Source organism: Scytonema sp. NUACC21, assembly GCF_054684315.1.
Window position 1 is genome coordinate 1 of record NZ_BAAFZH010000050.1, and the last position, 18,292, is coordinate 18,292.

Annotated in this window: 12 protein-coding genes, 1 pseudogene and 2 CRISPR repeat arrays; of the genes and pseudogenes, 4 read left to right on the plus strand and 9 right to left on the minus strand. The window is 40.8% G+C overall.

From position 1 onward, the window contains the following. Positions 1-323 precede the first annotated feature (323 nt). On the plus strand, positions 324-692 hold the full coding sequence (locus ACYRY3_RS06475) for a hypothetical protein (protein WP_460200883.1): 369 nt from the start codon (positions 324-326) through the stop codon (positions 690-692). Between the two features lie 682 nt (positions 693-1,374). After that, positions 1,375-2,865: direct repeats of the CRISPR family, unit length 37 nt; unit sequence ATTTCAATTAACTTGAATCCCTATCAGGGATTGAAAC. Positions 2,866-2,878: 13 nt separating this feature from the next. On the opposite strand, the gene ACYRY3_RS06480 is transcribed toward ACYRY3_RS06475, so the two are convergent. The 3 genes from ACYRY3_RS06480 to ACYRY3_RS06490 all read right to left on the minus strand — a co-directional run bounded on the left by ACYRY3_RS06480 (position 2,879) and on the right by ACYRY3_RS06490 (position 7,727). Beyond that, a complete protein-coding gene (locus ACYRY3_RS06480) occupies positions 2,879-3,940 on the minus strand; it encodes an N-acetylmuramoyl-L-alanine amidase (RefSeq protein WP_460200884.1) in 1,062 nt (353 codons plus the stop codon). Between the two features lie 593 nt (positions 3,941-4,533). Next, positions 4,534-5,299: direct repeats of the CRISPR family, unit length 38 nt; unit sequence CCTTACAATTACTAGGAATCCCTATCAGGGATTGAAAC. 273 nt (positions 5,300-5,572) lie between these two features. After that, positions 5,573-6,686, minus strand: a protein-coding gene (gene prfB, locus ACYRY3_RS06485) for a peptide chain release factor 2 (RefSeq protein WP_460200885.1) whose coding sequence is annotated in 2 segments (ribosomal slippage) — positions 5,573-6,613 and positions 6,615-6,686 — 1,113 coding nt in all. Because the reading frame shifts where the segments join, the coding sequence is not laid out codon by codon here. A gap of 312 nt (positions 6,687-6,998) precedes the next feature. After that, a complete protein-coding gene (locus ACYRY3_RS06490; RefSeq protein ID WP_460200886.1) occupies positions 6,999-7,727 on the minus strand; it encodes a Bax inhibitor-1/YccA family protein in 729 nt (242 codons plus the stop codon). Between the two features lie 476 nt (positions 7,728-8,203). Here ACYRY3_RS06490 and ACYRY3_RS06495 point away from each other — a divergent pair, with 476 nt between their 5' ends. After that, positions 8,204-8,989, plus strand: coding sequence for an RNA polymerase sigma factor SigF (locus ACYRY3_RS06495; RefSeq protein WP_460200887.1), 786 nt, complete (start codon positions 8,204-8,206; stop codon positions 8,987-8,989). Positions 8,990-9,065: 76 nt separating this feature from the next. Here ACYRY3_RS06495 and bchD read toward each other — a convergent pair whose 3' ends face one another. The 3 genes and pseudogenes from bchD to ACYRY3_RS06510 form a co-directional block, all read right to left on the minus strand. After that, complete coding sequence (gene bchD, locus ACYRY3_RS06500; RefSeq protein ID WP_460200923.1) at positions 9,066-10,823, minus strand: magnesium chelatase ATPase subunit D; 1,758 nt, start codon at positions 10,821-10,823, stop codon at positions 9,066-9,068. A 1-nt stretch (position 10,824) separates the two neighbouring features. After that, positions 10,825-11,436, minus strand: a pseudogene (locus ACYRY3_RS06505) (serine/threonine-protein kinase); the annotation flags it as partial. Positions 11,437-11,915: 479 nt separating this feature from the next. After that, positions 11,916-13,100 carry an esterase-like activity of phytase family protein gene (locus ACYRY3_RS06510; protein ID WP_460200888.1) on the minus strand — a complete coding sequence of 395 codons (1,185 nt, stop codon included), beginning with the start codon at positions 13,098-13,100 and terminating at the stop codon, positions 11,916-11,918. Here ACYRY3_RS06510 and ACYRY3_RS06515 point away from each other — a divergent pair. Then, the gene (locus tag ACYRY3_RS06515) at positions 13,075-13,263 is read left to right on the plus strand and encodes a hypothetical protein (RefSeq protein WP_460200889.1); all 189 of its coding nucleotides are present in this window, start codon (positions 13,075-13,077) and stop codon (positions 13,261-13,263) included. The genes ACYRY3_RS06510 and ACYRY3_RS06515 overlap by 26 nt on opposite strands. Positions 13,264-13,273: 10 nt before the next feature. Here the strand turns inward: ACYRY3_RS06515 and ACYRY3_RS06520 are convergent, their stop codons facing one another. Continuing rightward, complete coding sequence (locus ACYRY3_RS06520; RefSeq protein ID WP_460200890.1) at positions 13,274-14,815, minus strand: TM0106 family RecB-like putative nuclease; 1,542 nt, start codon at positions 14,813-14,815, stop codon at positions 13,274-13,276. Positions 14,816-15,009: 194 nt separating this feature from the next. Between ACYRY3_RS06520 and ACYRY3_RS06525 the strand changes: the two genes are divergently transcribed. Beyond that, entirely contained in the window at positions 15,010-16,185 is a 1,176-nt protein-coding gene (locus tag ACYRY3_RS06525; RefSeq protein WP_460200891.1) for an aminotransferase class V-fold PLP-dependent enzyme, read from the plus strand. A 234-nt stretch (positions 16,186-16,419) separates the two neighbouring features. Here ACYRY3_RS06525 and ACYRY3_RS06530 read toward each other — a convergent pair whose 3' ends face one another. Both ACYRY3_RS06530 and ACYRY3_RS06535 read right to left on the minus strand, forming a co-directional pair. Continuing rightward, positions 16,420-17,130: a DUF6658 family protein gene (locus ACYRY3_RS06530; protein WP_460200892.1), complete on the minus strand. Its 711-nt coding sequence runs from the start codon at positions 17,128-17,130 to the stop codon at positions 16,420-16,422. 106 nt (positions 17,131-17,236) lie between these two features. Then, entirely contained in the window at positions 17,237-17,776 is a 540-nt protein-coding gene (locus tag ACYRY3_RS06535) for a DUF6658 family protein (protein WP_460200893.1), read from the minus strand. Between the last annotated feature and the right edge of the window lie 516 nt (positions 17,777-18,292).

Here is an 18,292-nt window from a genome sequence, read left to right on the forward strand (position 1 = left end):
AAACTCGCTCCCCCTCTCCCTCTCCCCCCCTCTCCCCCTCTGCCTTAATGATAAGTCTTTACCCGGACATGATATAAAGTGAAGGCTGAAATCCGCTCCCAGACTGGAGGGAAAAATCAGGTCTGTGGGCTATCAATGCTCTTCAATGCAAAACTCCATCAAAAACGATCAATAAATTGCTCGTTGAATTGGTCATTTTTCTGCACAATATCCTGTAAATCTAGATTGCACAAGGGTTAATATAAAATACTTTCTAATCTAATGGAGACGCTATCTGAGAATGTGCTCGCTAAACGCCAAGGACAAAATAAGGAGAAAAACAAATGACCAACACAGGACAACCACCAAGCATTGAGGAACGACTCAGCCGTCTAGAAAATCTGTTCGCTAACATTGGCGAAACAGTGTTAGCCCAGAATAACACCATTGCTGCTATGAGTGCTAACATCAACGCTCAAAGCAACACCATTGATGTTCTGGTTGCTAACATCCAGCAGCTAACCGAGAACGTCAACGCTGTAACCAACCGAGTAGATATCTTAGCTATACAAGCCGAGCAAGATCGAGCGCAAGCAGCCCAAGACAGACAGCAAGCAGCAATTGACCGCCAAGCATTTCAAGCCGAGATTCAGCGTATATGGGAATATTTACTTAGGCAAGGTGGTAATGGCAGCGATCCGTCAAGGGGTTAGGCGTATACTGTTTTCAAATGCTAACTTACGAGATCGAATCACCTTTGAATTAACTTTATCTTGGGGAGACAGCGTGGGCACGTGATGGAATTAGATATCGCAGTAGTCGCTACCAATTTTGAATCAACTTTATCTTGGGGAGACAGGATGGGGACTGCCCACCGTTATCCAATTTTGTTATGGGACTTCCAGATAAAAAAATCTCCAACTTTCTCTTGTGGTGCGGGCTTCTAGCCCGCCGATTGTACAGAACGGGCGGGGACGCCTGTACCACAAGAAGTAAAATTCATTTCTTGGAAATCCCTATTACCTACCACTACTCACCAAGCCATCACGTAGGGTGGGCACTGCCCACCTTTGTCCAACTTCGTCATTACCTACCACTGCTAACCACTAAGAATTACTTAATATCATGATAAAAACAGCTTGATATCACATTCACTTTTTCTGGAAAATTCGCGGATGGGTAGGTGTTGGAAAACAACAGTTGGTCAAAATGGCTGAATCCCTTTAAGGACAAGACTTGTGAGCCAGAAAACGACTCCACCCATCCGCGCTCCTTACCCAGAGAGGTTTTCAGCGATTTTCACTCTACTCAATCTCCATTTTTGATGCTATGATAGACCCATCCGCGATTCCGAACATTGAAAACCGCATAAAGGCTCATTTTCCGGCTCCCGCCATTTCAATTAACTTGAATCCCTATCAGGGATTGAAACGATTTCTTTGGATTCGTAGACAGCAATGTGGTGGCATTTCAATTAACTTGAATCCCTATCAGGGATTGAAACATAAAATCAATCTCCAATTGTGTAATGTTGTGTTATTTCAATTAACTTGAATCCCTATCAGGGATTGAAACATTATTCGCTGACAACAACCCCGCGTTCATGATTTCAATTAACTTGAATCCCTATCAGGGATTGAAACCTGCTTATTTTTTGCATAAAGCTCTCTAATTGAATTTCAATTAACTTGAATCCCTATCAGGGATTGAAACAAACTCGTCTTTTTCCATGTCGGCGATCGCTTCTGATTTCAATTAACTTGAATCCCTATCAGGGATTGAAACATTTGCCCTTCAAATTCGTCTGGGTTTAAAAACATTTCAATTAACTTGAATCCCTATCAGGGATTGAAACCATCTATCAACGTTGGTGATAAAAGGGAAGATTGGCGTAAGATTTCAATTAACTTGAATCCCTATCAGGGATTGAAACCGCTTTAACGTTGCAGCTGCCCTGCGTCTTCCCATTTCAATTAACTTGAATCCCTATCAGGGATTGAAACAAAAGGCTGAACCCAGCCAGTATACCCAGAATGGCTATTAATTTCAATTAACTTGAATCCCTATCAGGGATTGAAACAACTCTCTCAAAGAACACGGCTTACTAAACGTTTGTATAGAGATTTCAATTAACTTGAATCCCTATCAGGGATTGAAACAGCGATTGCTATGCGCCTGACGGAACTGTGCGACCTATTTCAATTAACTTGAATCCCTATCAGGGATTGAAACAAAAAAACAGAATGCTACTTTAGGGAATAGGGCAGGGATTTCAATTAACTTGAATCCCTATCAGGGATTGAAACTGGCTACAATGTCCAAGCTCAAATACTCGATACATTTCAATTAACTTGAATCCCTATCAGGGATTGAAACCTCTTATTCTTTTATCAAGGTCAGATAAATCCTTTTTATTTCAATTAACTTGAATCCCTATCAGGGATTGAAACGCTCTAGTTCCATTTGGGAGTATGCTTACTTTGAGATTATTTCAATTAACTTGAATCCCTATCAGGGATTGAAACATAACACCTCTAGCTTGTATCGCTTGATGTCAGCAAAATTTCAATTAACTTGAATCCCTATCAGGGATTGAAACCAGTATCAGGGTAGTGTCGCCGTAATTGGCGTGAACATTTCAATTAACTTGAATCCCTATCAGGGATTGAAACATTCAATCCATCGTAAGCAAAATAATTTGACAAGATTTCAATTAACTTGAATCCCTATCAGGGATTGAAACGCGGTTGGCACGTCTTTTGCTAGGTGAAGTTTCAAATTTCAATTAACTTGAATCCCTATCAGGGATTGAAACTGTCTCAGCTGTTAGCAGTGCAAGTTGTAATTTAATTTCAATTAACTTGAATCCCTATCAAGGATTGAAACCAATGTATGAAATTTAATTCATCTCAAGAAGCTGTTTAGTGAGAGCTAGAATTTTGTTGCCATATTTAGGATCTGTAGCCCAGCGACCACTTAAGTTAGTGACTAAGGGAGCAACGCCTCTTTTGACGAGATGAAAACGAGGATCGACGATCGGTAAATGCTTTACAGGCTCGGTAGATGCGTAAGCTTTGAGATGCTGAATATGAGCTTTGATTCCCGTTTGAATGTTAGGGAAACAAGCTCCTCGAATCCCACCTCCTGTTGCACCAAGACCACAAAAGTTGTTTTGGCTGGGTTGAATATCTCCACCAAAAATTAAGAACCCTGTTTCGAGGCACATTTGACAGAAAGCAATATCGTGATTAACCCCCTCAAGGGCAGACTCGTCTATGTAAAGCTTGGGTAAATTAGAAAATTGGTTTAAAGCACCTGGATTTTTTGCTTCAAGAAACTTTTTTAGACGACTTTCTGATACAGTTCCAAGTCCCATAATCTTTTCTGGAAGCAGAATCCGTTCTGAAACTTGGCTCCATTCCATTAGACCATTAGCAAGTCCTTTGGCAAATAAATTGCGGCGATCGCGCAGAAGCTTCATATCCTCTAGATTACTTAGAAAACATAACTCTATGATTAGAGAGGGTATTGCTATATCTCGACAAAAGCCTAAACGCCCGAATCGAGTTGAGGTATCTGGCTTTGCTCCTCTCGCCTGAAGTCCAGGAACTGCACGGATTAGAGCATCTAAAATACGTAGTGCATTTTCTTTTCGCGCATTGTTACCAGCAATATAATAGATTTCAGCTCCTCGTGCAGGGGGAGTAGCAGAATTACCGTGAAGTTCGATAGCGACATCGTTAGTACGAGCACGACGAGCGATCCACTCAATTGTTTGTTTTAGGTTAATATTGTCAGGAACAGAAAAAAAATCTTGGTCTTTTTTTAAACCGCGAAGTTCTAGTTCTTGCACTAACAAATCACGGGTTTGTATCATTTCATCAGCTTCTGTAGTGTTAAACACTGATATTGCACCAGGGTCTCCCGTAAAGTGACCGGCTGAAATAAAAATACGTCCCATTTGTTTACCTCCTGACAATTATTTGAGAGTCGATTATGTGAATTAAGTTCTACCTCAAGTACTTTACGTTTATGTTTTCACGTTTTTTTCTTGAAATATTTCCACTATTTCATTTGGCGTAAAGCTCGTACTTGCACTCTCCGCCTCCCATTGGTCATTACCCTGTAAGACAAAGCTGAGGGGAGATAACGTTCTATAGCAGAAGCGAGATCGCTAAACAAGTCGGTATTGAGCAAGTTACGATTCAAGTTCGACCAGACCGAAAACCTCCACTGTAAAGTGTCAAGTAAAAATAGTGAGGAAGAAGTTAAGGATTACTTTACAATGAAGAAACAGCTTGATATTGCATTTACTTTTTTTGCCAAATTCGCGGATGGGTAGGTGTTGGAAAACAACAGTTGGTCAAAATGGCTGAATCCCTTGAACAACAAGACTTGTGAGCCATAAAACAACTCCACCCATCCGCGCTCCTTACACAGACAGTGTTTCAGCGATTTTAACTCTACTCAATCTCCATTTTTGATGCTATGATCGACCCATCCGCGATTCCGAACATTGAAAACCAAATAGAAACTCATTTTCTGGCTCCTACCCCTTACAATTACTAGGAATCCCTATCAGGGATTGAAACAAGTCTTTGGCTACCTTCTTTTTATCCCAAGTTAGCCCTTACAATTACTAGGAATCCCTATCAGGGATTGAAACTTCAAATCTTCATCAAAGCAATAACTGATTTTCAAGCCTTACAATTACTAGGAATCCCTATCAGGGATTGAAACCCGACTTGCCTGTAATCGGCATCGTTTCACAGCACCTTACAATTACTAGGAATCCCTATCAGGGATTGAAACAAAAGACAGGGTGTACAGCCAAAAGAGTCTGATATCCCTTACAATTACTAGGAATCCCTATCAGGGATTGAAACGGGGGCAATAGAGGCTAGGGCGATCGGACGTTCTCCTTACAATTACTAGGAATCCCTATCAGGGATTGAAACCTCTCTGATAAACCCAACCAATCTAGTACTAAACCTTACAATTACTAGGAATCCCTATCAGGGATTGAAACATTTAGTTGCATGGTTCCCAACGGGGGTATACAAACCTTACAATTACTAGGAATCCCTATCAGGGATTGAAACGATTTGCCAATTGCGCTGCTAATGGATGCCCGTCCTTACAATTACTAGGAATCCCTATCAGGGATTGAAACGGGATAAAAAGCGTATTTACCTGCGCCGTTGGGAGCCCCTTACAATTACTAGGAATCCCTATCAGGGATTGAAACATAAAACCCAACTTCTTTAAGAACCCACACGGGACCTTACAATTACTAGGAATCCCTATCAGGGATTGAAACGAGCCAGCGCACTTTCTCTAAGGGGACATGCGGCATAGCCCTACCTAGGAAACAACAAGCTTTTTGGGCTTTGATTTTCGCTTGGGAGTTGATGGTGCAGGATATGAGTTTCCGTCGAAGGAGAGTCGCTCATAATAAATTGTTAACAAGCTCTGATAATAATGTAACAGTTTGTATATGACATCGGTGCCATTGTGCCTGATAAATTAGTGGCTAAAAGCTACTGATGAGTGGTTAGCAGTCAAAAAGTTGCTCACTACTAACCACTAACTACTAACCACTAACTACCTGATTTTCTTGCCGTAAAAAGGCTTGGATAAACCGCTCAATTTCACCGTTCATAACATCGGCGATCGCAGTTGTTTCTTCCGAGGTTCGCAAATCTTTCACCATTTGGTAAGGGTGAAAAACATAGTTGCGGATTTGGTTACCCCAAGAAGCTTCCACCATATCACCTCGAATTTCGGCAATTTCCTTGGCGTGTTGCTCTTGGGCTATAACCAGTAGTTTAGCCTTTAATCGGGCAAGGGCTTTTTCCTTGTTTTGCAGTTGACTGCGTTCTTCCGTACAACGCACGGCAATACCTGTAGGAAGGTGAACAACCCGCACAGCAGTTTCCACCTTGTTGACATTTTGCCCACCTTTCCCACCCGATCTAGATGTTGTAATTTCCAAATCTTTCTCTGGAATCTCGAGTTGTACGGTGTTATCTAACTGGGGCATAACTTCTACCCCAGCAAAACTTGTTTGCCGCTTACCATTTGCATTAAAAGGAGAAATCCTAACCAAGCGATGAGTGCCAGTCTCGGAGCGTAAATACCCGTAGGCATAGCGCCCTGTAATTTCTATTGTTGCGGATTTAATGCCCGCTTCATCGCCTTCAGAAATTTCAGTTAAATGCACCTTGTAACCCTGATTCTCTGCCCAACGGGTGTACATGCGTAATAGCATCTCCGCCCAATCTTGAGCATCCGTACCACCAGCACCCGCATTAATTGTTAACACAGCTCCTTTTTCATCGTATGGACCTGAAAGCAATTGGAGTAACTCCCATTGGTCAAGTTCCCGGTTGAGCTTTTTAACAGTAGATTCGGCTTCTTGAAGCAGACCTTCATCAGTTTCTAACTCCAAAAGCTCGATCACTGCCGTTGTATCTTCCAGGCTGGATTTCCAGTGGTGATACTGTTGTAGGTGGGCTTTCAAATCGTTTAGTTCTTGGAGTATTTCTTGGGCTTTAATTTGGTCATCCCAAAATTCCGGCTGGGCTGCTATTTGTTCCAGGTCTTGTATTTTGGCGGTAAGTGCGGGTATGTCAAAGATAGTCCTGGGTTTTACCCAGGCGGTCGGACAACGTTTCTACTTCGCGTTTAAGTTCTAAGACTTCCATAGTATTGACTTATAAAAGAGCGCTTCGGATTATACGCGATTGCTCTCTAGACTGGTTTACTCTTTCAATTTTACCCACACTTGACTCAGCAGAGGTGTTGTTACCGAAGAAAGGCATAGGGCAGAAGACAAAAGTTAAATCATAGTTAGTTAAAATTTATACATAAGCATTAACCGTGCCATTGGCTCAAACGGTTAATGCTTAGGAATGTATTGATGGGGATTCTCTGTTAAGAGTTCCCTGTTCTCTCTTAAAAGTAAAAAACTGTGGTTTTGATATAAAACCACAGCTGATTTTTGGTGATTAAATTTCCTAATCGCGGCTATTTAAGGCAATAAGCAATCGCAGAATGAAAACAAAGAGGTTGATGTAGGTTAAATACATCGATAATGCTGCAGGTAGATACTGGTCATTGCGGTAGGTACGGGGCAAGATGTAAAAATCTACCACAGATGCGCCTACAAAGAGAAAGACGCCCAATCCTGAGATACCAATTTCCAGCCATGTGGGTGCATAGACACCAAAGATGCTGAATAAAAATTGCACTCCGACCACCACAACTAGGGCAATCACTCCCAGACTGATAGTTTTCGTCAATGCCATGCCATCTGACTCAGAGAGATTTGAGCCAATTTGACGGGCAACAATAAAGGTGATGCCACAACCAATTGCCGCTATGCCAATCCCTTGGATACCCACACCTTGGGTTCTTAATGCCAAAAAGACCAAACCACTAAGAGTGTAGCCAGACAAAAGACTGTAGGTTGCTAGCAAGGGCAATGCAACCTTTTTATTACCGTTTTCGGCAATATTCTGGGCAACAAAGAACAAAATCAATTCCAGAATCACTGCCCCAAAGAAAGTGGGGTAGAACAGCCCAGGGTTGTTACGGATAACACCAAGTCCCCCATAAGTCCCAAGTGCAGTGAGTACCAATCCACCACCCAAATAGGGCAGGGCGTTGGCAATGACATTGGGACCTAACAAGGCTTGGCTTTTAGCCTTAGAAATCGCTTCTCGGAAGTTGCTGGTATTGCTCATAATTTTAAAGGCAGATTTCAGTCAAGGATTCCTGTTTACTTCTATTTTTACCGATCGCCTCGGTTTGCAGCCACAAAATTCCCCAAAAGTAGAAGTTAGCCCGTACTTAACAACACTGCTTGCGAATCAAAACTTAAGTTTCTTCCAAAAACCTGAGTTTTCCTTTCTAAAAGCCCTTAACTGAACTGTGTTGAATCAAGAGTATTTAAGTTAAACATAATTGTTTCTCAATGTTTGGGATCTTTAGGGAAGTTAACATTTAAGCCACATTCCAGTTAACTTTTCGGGAATCGAGAAGCACAGGAAAAAGAATCCGTGTAAATGCTGATTCTCGAGTTCGGCTTCCTTATAAGTTCAGTGGAACAACGAATGGTTTCCCAAGGGCTTCCTAAGGAAAATAATGACAGCTTTGAAGAACGTATACGCAACTCTTATTTTTCCCTAAAACCAGTAGTTACTAAAAAGGAATTTATATTATGGCTACCACTAAGTCTTATATGCAGTTTGATGGCATGGAATTATTACAGATGTACCACCAGAACCCCTCCATTAAACTTCGCAATCAACTCGTACAGCTACATACTGGGTTAGTGCGGAAAATGGCTCATAAATTTAGCCATCAGTGCAATGAGCCTTACGAAGATTTAGAGCAAATCGGTTATTTTGGTCTCATAAGAGCTATTGAACGCTTTGACCCAAGCCAAGGGTATGCTTTTAGTTCTTTTGCCGTACCTTATATTCGTGGTGAAATGCTGCACTTTTTGCGCGATCGCAGCACTCTCTTAAAAATTCCCCGTCGTTGGCAGGAACTGTATAATGAAGGTCAAAAAGTACGTAAAGAATTAGCAATTGCCTTGGGTCGTCCTCCAAAAGATTCAGAAATTGCTAGCAAATTGAAAGTGTCAGTACAAGAATGGCAAGAAACAAAATTGGCTGCTCAAAACCGTTTACCCTTGAGTTTGGATGCTACTGTAGTTCAAAATGTAGATTGCCAAATTACCCTAGGTGAAGCACTGCCCTGTCCTCGTTCTGCTGCTCTCCAGCAACTCGAAGAAGAACAGCAACAACTTCAAGGAGCAATTAACAAGCTAGAAGAAAAGCCTCGCATGGCAGTTGAAATGGTGTACTTGAAAGAATTGTCTCGTAAAGATGCCGCCAAGAAAATTGGTACTAGCCCCATGACAGTCACAAGGTATCTCCAAAAAGGAATTCAAGACCTGGTAACTATGTTACAACCACAAGCAGTTGCTACAGGGGCTTAGCTATTAGTCATTGGTCATTAGTCATTAGGATAAATACAAATGACAAAGGACACTGGACAAATAACAAATAACTAATTTATCGAGATTTCAAATCAGCAATTGCTCCTCGTGTCATGGCAGCAATAGCCTGGTCGGTTGCTTTAGGCAAATGATAATACTTACCTCCAGCATTCTTTGCTAACTCCTTAGCAAACCCAGTAGAGACAAATTTACTTTCAGTATCTATTACCAACAACTGCATTCCCAAAGCACGTATTCTGGCAGCGATGTCTAATAACTCTGCTTTGATGTCTGGTTTTTGTCCTGGTTCTTGGGGTTCACCCAAAGAACGCCCCAAAGGAATATTTCCACGTCCATCGGTTATCGCTACAATCACAACTTGCCCGATATCACCACTCATCTGGGCATTTAAACCGACACGCACGGCTTGGGTTAAACCATGAGCTAGGGGCGAACCACCACCGCAGGGTAATCTTTCAAGACGGTTACGCGCCAAAGCAATAGAACGCGTTGGGGGTAATAAAACTTCTGCTTGTTCTCCTCGGAAAGGAATCAAAGCCACTCGATCGCGGTTTTGATATGCTTCGGTCAGGAGTTGCATCACTGCACCTTTTGCTGACTGCATCCGGTTTAATGCCATAGAACCCGAAGCATCCACAACAAACACAACAAGAGCACCTGCTTTTCTCACAAGGCGCTTTGAGCGGATATCACTTTGCTCTACAAATACCCGCTTTTTTTGGGAGTAGGGAGAAGTTTCGCCTTGTCTACCTTTTCCCTGATTCTCATACCTCTGCCGTCTTGCTTTCTGATACGGGGCTGCGGTTCGCAGCGTGGCATCTACAGCAATGCGCCGTACTTTACCTTTGGGCAACATTGGTTTGATATATCGTCCCCGATCTTCTGACAAAATTAAACTGCGGCTACCAGATTTTCCCTGCCGTTGCGCCATTTGAGCAAAATAAAGCACGCTGGAGTCAAGAATCACTCCTTCTGGATCGAAGATAAATTCTTCAGGGATACTGGGTGGTTCTTGTTCTGGCTGTTCTTGATTTTCTTCCTCTTGTTGTTCCTCTTGTTCCTGTTCGGAATTATCTTGGGGTTCTTCCTGATTCTGAGGTGGGGGAGGAGGAGGTGGTGGCGGTGCTTCTTCGGGTGGGGGTGTTTGTATGACAGTAGCCCTTGGGACGATCGCCAGTTCAACAGCACGTCGCAAATCTTCTGCTGTCACTTGCGTGCGCCCATCCAAAGCAGCAGACGCTTTGGCAACACGCACGGCAAAAATCTCAGCGCGGTGTCCCTGCACTTCTCCACGCACTGCTTCTTCTACTAAGTAGGCAATTTGTTCGTGAGTGATGCGAACATCTTTCAACCATTCTCGTGCCAAGATAATTTGGGTTTTGAGAGCATCTATATCTTCGCTGTACTGCTTGAGAAATTCTTGAGGGGATAGGGAGTAGGAAATTGCTTGTTCTACAGCTTGTACTCTTTCATCTAAACCAAGAACACCATCAGCGGAAAGAGCGATCGCAATTCTATCAAGCAAGTGTTCCCGCAAAGTTCCCTCTTCTGGGTTGTAGGTTGCGATAAACAAGGGCTTGCAGGAATGCTGAAAACTTATCCCCTCCCGTTCTATCTGGTTGCGTCCTTCGGATAAGACTGTTAAAAGCTGATTTGATATTTGGTCGTCTAATAAATTAATTTCATCGACATAAAGAACTCCCCGGTTTGCTTGGGCTAGCAAACCCGGTTGAAAAACGGTATCCCCTTGTTTGACGGACTGTTCCACATCCACAGAACCTAAGAGTCTGTCTTCTGTCACTCCTAGGGGAATTCATGTGTTCTGGAGAACAGTAAGGAAGACTCCCAATAAATGAATCAGTCAAGGTCATTGCAGAACGCTCTGTTAAAAATTTGGCAATGCCAAAATCAAGAATCTTGACGATTAAGCCAGATTTTGCATCTTCACTAATAAATATGTTTTCTGGTTTTATATCTCGATGAATAACAGGATAAATATCTCCTTTATAGCTCACTCCTTGATGAGCACATTGCAAACCCAAACATATTTGATAACAAAAATCTAAAAATTCTGGTATTGTTAATTTTTGATTTTTAAGAACTTCTTTTAAATTTTTTCCTTGGAGGTATTCCATAACATAAAATGGAACTTTATTATCAATAATTCCATAATTTAATACACGGACAATATGTTTACTTTTACGTCCCAATTGAGCACCAATAAAAATTTCTCTGATAAAGCGCTGGGACATTTGCTGGTTGATTAAGCTTAAGGACAAAATTTTCACAGCAACTGGCATTCCATCTTTTGCAGCATCTTCTGCTAAGTAAACTTTGCCCATCCCACCTCTACCGATGGCATCTCTAATTAAGTAGCGATTGTTTAAGAACTTTCCGATATATCCATCTAAATCTGTCTTGGTCATTACTACTTTTTAACCTATATTTTAAATATGAAAGATCGTAAAATTTGAAAGATATTTGTTTGGGTAATGGCAAAAATTCTTTCACTTTACAATTTTATATAAGAAAAATATTAATAAATTGTAATAATTTTAAAGATAGATAAAATTTTAGAAAAATAAAGATTACAATTTGGTAAATTTTTCCGGATAATTATGGACGATCTATTAATTCTTATTTAACATATTTAATACTAAATGAGTATGAGAAAATACACGTAAACAAAAAACAAAGGTTATTAATGTTTTTTAATAAAACAGTAAATATACTGATTATTGTTGATTCATTTTTTATAAAATTACACAAGAAGGAAACGAGAAAGTCTTAACAGCTTAACTGGAGTTAAGAGTTTTTTGTTCTCTGTAAAGAAAATGCGGGTTGTAGGTTTGGTGACTGTAGAGATCTTCTACTTTCCCTACTCAATATCCACCCACTGGTGTAATTAACGGTTCAAGCTTGGAAGGAGACGGCGTATTAACCTTACGATCGCTGGTTCCATCTGAATTTTAAAAGCTAGTATCTGGGTTTGTTGAATAGGATTAAAATTGTTGTCGGCTACTAAAATGAGCGTTCGCTGTCCGTCGGGTAACTTTGGACCGAGGGTCAAGCCTTCGATGTTGTCTAGCGCTACATCCAGCTTTCTTAAATCTAAAAGTAGTTTTTTCTCAACTGATTTGACCTTTTTGATGTCAAAAGTTGAAAGGCTATTGATATTGCTAATATCATCAGATCCTTCTATGGAAATTTGATATAGCGCAATAGAAAATCCCAAACCAGTAAAAGTTCTTTCTATACTCAAGAAGTTTCCATAATTATCAAGAGCAACTAAATCAGTTAATCCACTATCAAACCGTGGAGATAGACCGAAAAGAGGTGCTATTGGTTCAGTTAAATAAAGAAATTCTTTTTCTGGCTTTCTCGTTATTAGATTGTATTGTAGAATTCTAGAAGGGCTACTAATATTTGGCTTAGCTACTGAACCATCTTGCACAAGGGCGTTTTCAGTTGCTGTAAATAAGTATTTTTCATCTGGTGTAATCGTAAGAGATTCCAAAGCTAGATTATTGCGAATCCCCTGGCTCCCCTTGTTATCTGGTAAAAACTTATTTGGAATGGATAGAGATGCTAGTTCCTGACCGGAAGATAAAGCGAATTCTCTAATAAAAGGATTGATTTGTTTTCTAACATCTCCTTCAGAAGAAACAAACACAGTATCCTTACTAGTTAAAGCAATACCTTCTGGATCGATACTCCCAGTCGCAAAAGCTTGTTTGCTTTCATTTAAAAGTGTAGTAACACCAATGGGAGCAACACCATCATTTTTTAGCAATCCATTTCTTAGGTCAATTTTTAGTGTATAAAATCGAGCAGCAGCTTTATCACTCCGGTCATCAGATATAGTGTAATAAATTTGTTTTTTTGGCTCGTAAGTAATTCCCGAAAAACCTCCCATCGGGGTCTTTTGGTAAGAAAAATTTGAGGGAAAACTAGCCGAACCTATAAAATTTATTCCTGTTATTGGCACAGATGGAGCAGGAAAATCTACGAAAAAAATAATGATAATTAAAATTGGAATAACAAAATAAAGAATTCTGGGAAACTTGAAAAATTTTCTGATAAAGTCCATCGCGATCGCTTGTGGTAAAAGTCATCCACACGATATCACATCCGTAGTTAAGTATGTCGGTACGAAAAAAGGTGACTGGGAATGGTTGTCATTGGTCATTTGTCATTGGTCATTTGTCATTGGTCATTTGTCATTTGTCATCAACCATCAACAAAACCACTAACCACTACCTACTAACTATTTTGAAAAAACTTAACGAGCCAGTCTTTAACGCTATAGGTAGCACGACAGTCATCTTCGTTGTAACGTTGGATAATTTCTAGTAAAGTGCGATCGCCTGTTTGCAACCACTGGTCATACCAATAAATACATTTAGCACCGCTTGCTTCTGGATCTCGCCACTCAAACCCCAACCATCGAGCAATTGTTTTCAAAGCATAGCTTTCTACTGGTAAAGCCACATTTTGCGTTAATATCTCATATACATCCACAAAACGATCCAAGACGGGGAGTACAGAGTTGTACGGAGTGTGATAAAGTTTTGCCAGCCGTTTCACTGTATCCAATTCATAAACACAGAAGTGATAAATTGGTGCTTCGGGATATTGCCAAACCAAATCTAGAAATTGCTCCCAGATTAACTGTTCATCTTCTTGCTTTTCTGCTAAAAACGAATAAAAACTTTCTGTGTTGTTTTGCCTGTCAATAACCAAAACTCCCAATAGGTAATCTAAGTGCAAATCTGGTTGCGCCTCAATATCAAAAAATATTTCTACGGGGGCTGTAAACAGAAGATCTTCTTTAGAATGAGTTACCCCAAGAGTATCTAAGGGTTTTTCCTCTGGTTGTTGAAGGTAAATAGAAGTGCTGTAGGATCTGAAATCTAGATTTGTACCTTTTTTTGCTAACAAGTCTGGTATAATAATAGGCTTATTTTCAACTATAGATTGAGCTTGCAATATTATCTTAGGAGCAACGACTCTGTCAAAACCAGGTAAGTGTTCTAGTTGTGTAGGATGAGTTTGGGCAAGGGATTCTACAGTTGTTATATTTAGCGCTTGTAGTTGTTTATAGCGAACGGGCGTAACTCCAGGCAGCAAAGAAAGGTGTTTTTGAGATTGAGCAACAGCATAACAGCTACTATACCAGGGGCAAAGGCTACACCGCTGACGAGATATAAATACCTCTGGTGCTTCCTCTTTTTCTAGAGTTCGAGTAAACTCTTCCAATATGTCTAGCATAAGCGGTCGCCATCTTGGAATATCTACAGGATAAGCCGCTTCTTTGCCACGCAGTACAAGCCAAGCTGTTTTTATCTCTACTTGCTGCACTGTAGTTAATACATAAGCGTGAAATGCTGCTGAAATTTGATACTCCTGTTTGGGGCGCTTCCCAAGTTCTATGTTCATCGGAACATACATCCAATCTCCAAAGCGCGACATTCCTGTTTGCTTGAGGAGAATATCGGGACGGCTAACTAGAGTATACTCTTGAGAATAATTTGCAATAATTGCCCCTTGATAAATGCACTCCACCCCCTGTCGCATCAACTCTAAAGTGGCAGCTTCACCTGTTTCCCAATCACCGAAGCGATAATTTGGTTTTTGACTGTTGAACTGTGTCAAAACACTCTGGTGGCGAGCCATTTTGTCCTGTTGCAGTTTCAGCAGCAAGTCACTAACAGGATCTCTCTGACGTCTGTCACCATAAACATCTAAATAAGGTCGGCGCTTGCAACGTTGGTATTGCAGCAGTAGTTCAGCATTAATTAGCATTCCCTTAGGGTAACAAGAATAAGTATGTTCTAGCAGTGATGCAGGTAACTAAAAACCATGTTACTTATTAAACTCGATTCGGGAGTGAGGGAGTGAGGGAGTGAGGGAGTGAGGGAGGGTAAAATGACTAATGACCATTGACTAATGACCCTTGACTAATGACCATTGACTAATGACCCTTGACTCATAACTAAATGATTATGCTGCATCGCCACCGAGAGCAAATTCCAGCTTTAGCCAACAAATTCTATTTCAACTATGGCGGTCAAGGACCAATGCCGCAAGCTGCCATCGACGCTATTACTGAGGCTCAAGCATACATCCAGCAGATAGGTCCTTTTGGCACAAAAGTCAATCGGTGGATAGCGGAAGAAATACAAGCTACTCGAGTTACGATCGCGACTGAGTTAAATGTACCAGAGCAAACAATCTCATTAACGGAAGATGTAACCGTCGGCTGCAATATTGCCATGTGGGGTATTGACTGGCAATCTGGCGACCACCTGCTGCTATCAGATTGCGAACACCCAGGTATTATTGCAACAGCACAAGAAATCAGTCGCAGAGAGGGGGTTGAAGTATCTGTTTGCCCTGTGATGGCTACTTTAAATGAAGGCGATCCAGTAGAGGCGATCGTTCAGCATTTGCGCCCAAGAACTCGCCTGCTTGTTATCAGCCATGTTCTTTGGAATACTGGTCAAATATTACCTATTGATAAAATAGCCCAAGCATGCAGAAATAACCAGACCAGACTACTCGTAGATGCAGCTCAATCTGTTGGCTTACTCCCCTTAAACTTAACTGAATTGGGAGCGGATTTTTATGCCTTTACGGGACACAAGTGGTTGTGCGGCCCAGGTGGTGTGGGAGGTTTGTACGTAAGACCAGAAGTGCGAGATAGCCTGAAACCTACGTTCATTGGTTGGCGTGGCGTTGTTTGTGACAGTAAAGCAAAACCAGTGGATTGGTATTCCGATGGGCGTCGTTACGAAGTGGCAACATCCAATTATCCGCTTTATACAGGGTTAAGGAAGGCAATCTCCTTTCATCAGCAATGGGGAACACCAGAAAAACGTTACCAGCAAATCTGTCATAACAGTCAGTATTTGTGGCAAAAATTACAAGACCTACCAGGGCTCAAATGTTTGCGGACTTCCCCACCAGAAAGCGGTTTAATCTCTTTTCAACTAACCGAGCAAAAGCCTCAAACTAGCCAGAAATTCGTGGAGTACTTAGAATCTCTTGGTTTTTTAACTCGAAAAATAGCCGATCCCGAATGCGTGCGTGCTTGTGTTCATTACTTTACTCTAGAATCGGAAATCGATGAACTGGTTGAAGCAATTCAGAAACGGTTAGTAGTTAGTGGTTAGTGGTTTTTGTTAATGACAAATGACCAATGACAAATGACCAATGACAAATGACAAATGACATCTACATTCTTGTTTAGAGAGGTTTATTGACTAAAAGTTAGTCAATAGTATCTTTGATAGCATCACCTGCTTTTTCTTGCGTAGGATGGGCAGTGCCTGTTCTGCTACAAAATTGTAAAGACGCGCCATGGCGCGTCTCTACATTCTTGTTTAGAGAGGTTTATTGACTAAAAGTTAGTCAATAGTATCTTTGATAGCATCACCTGCTTTTTCTAATTTGCGTTGAGCACCTCTGACAAGTTGATTGGCATTTCTTTGCACAAAATCACCAGTATTTTCAACTGTGTTTTGACCTCTTTGTGCAAAGTCGTTTGCTGTATTTCTGCCAGTCACATTCTGTGTTGCATCCCGAACTGCACCTTTAGCATTTCTTCCCAAGTCATCACCAGCATTGCTAGCATTGTCTTGGATATTGTTAATGCCTTTCTTGGTTCCCCTTGCAAAATCAGTCAGGCTACTCCTAGCTTTATCTGCGGTATCTTGAGCGTTTCTCTGTAAATTCCCACCAATCTCTTCGAGATTTTCACCTTTTTTGTCAAGGATACGGCGAGTGTTTTCTCCAATGTTGCTTGTTTCGTCAATGACGTTTTGTTCGGCATTTTCCTTGAGAGCTTCAGCTTTAGCTTTCACATTAGCTCCCTTGGTTCTGGGGTCTACATCACTATAGTTGTTCATTCCTCCTTCATAGGGAGAAAGCTGATTATCGCCTTTGGGAACGTAGATTTCTGAATTTGGTCTTGCAGACTGCTCTCCTACACTTTGACGGGGTGTTCCTGCATCTGCTGAGCTACAAGCCTGTGTCAAAAATAGGGTGATACTTGCTACAAAAGCTGTTAAAATTCTTAGAGGTCGAAGGTTTCTCAAGACAGCAAATACTCTTTTCACCGTAAGACTCCTTGTAATTTTGTACTCAATGAAAACTTGTATTAAAAGCCAATATGAAACACGTTATTCAACTGTTTGCTGTTGGCTTTTAAGGTTCAAATGCCAATTATTTACCTACTGCTGGATTCTTTTGCAATTCTGGTCTAGCAGATGCTTCATCTCCCAAGTCTTTCAAAAAGCCTGAAGCATCTTGAAATGCCTTTCCAACTGTATCGATTCGGTCTTGAGCTCGCTCTATAACACTTGGTTCGCGCTGAATCAAACCACCTGGCTCAGGCTGTTGAAAGTCTTTCTCTGATTTGATGGGTAATTCTGCTTCTTTGAAAGCTCTACCTTGTGGGTTTTGAGCACCAGGGTAAAGTTTTTCTTCACTATTAACAGCAGTGGCGACAAGCAATTGTGACTCTAACTGCAAGCTAGCTTGGTCAAGCCCAGACTTGGACATCTTGGACTCAGTATATTTATCCCCACCACCTTTATAAGGGTTGTTTGCACCCCCAGCTTGTACGGCAGGATTATTGGGATTTGCACCTTGATTTGTTGGACTGCTACAAGCAGTACTTACTATCAACAATAGCCCAGCCAAAAATACAGTTAAAACTTGACGTAGCTGTAGTTTCTTTAGAAAAGCTGTTAAGCGATTCACTAATTCCTCCTTCCAATTTCCAACAAGTAAAAGCGGTCAAAAAAATTCCCTCATTTATATTTCTATGCGGGAAAGTTTTTTGTTCGCTTTGTTTGGACTTGCTTAAATTTGCAAATATTTGACCAACAGTTACTGATATTACAGAGAAAATGGTAAACTTTACCTCTAGCAAAGGTCACATCTCTTTTAACGCTTAATTACTCTTTTTCTCTAACTTTAGTCAGATATAAGTTCCTGTAATTCGCTTTTATTTCGCTTGCGTATATTTAGTTTAACTTTAATCTTTCATGAATATTTGGTTATCAATTTATGGTTGCTGCTGTTGAGATACCAATACTAAGTCACCAAAATATTATAATTGTATAATTTTACTATACTGTCAGTAAATTTATTAAAGCTAATTACAAGGTAAGTAGGATGAAACAAATAAAATTAACTCATGAGGTTCGTCCTTAGTCCTTTGTCATTGGTCATTGGTCATTAGTAAGGGTTCTAGGAGATTTACATTTCGTAACA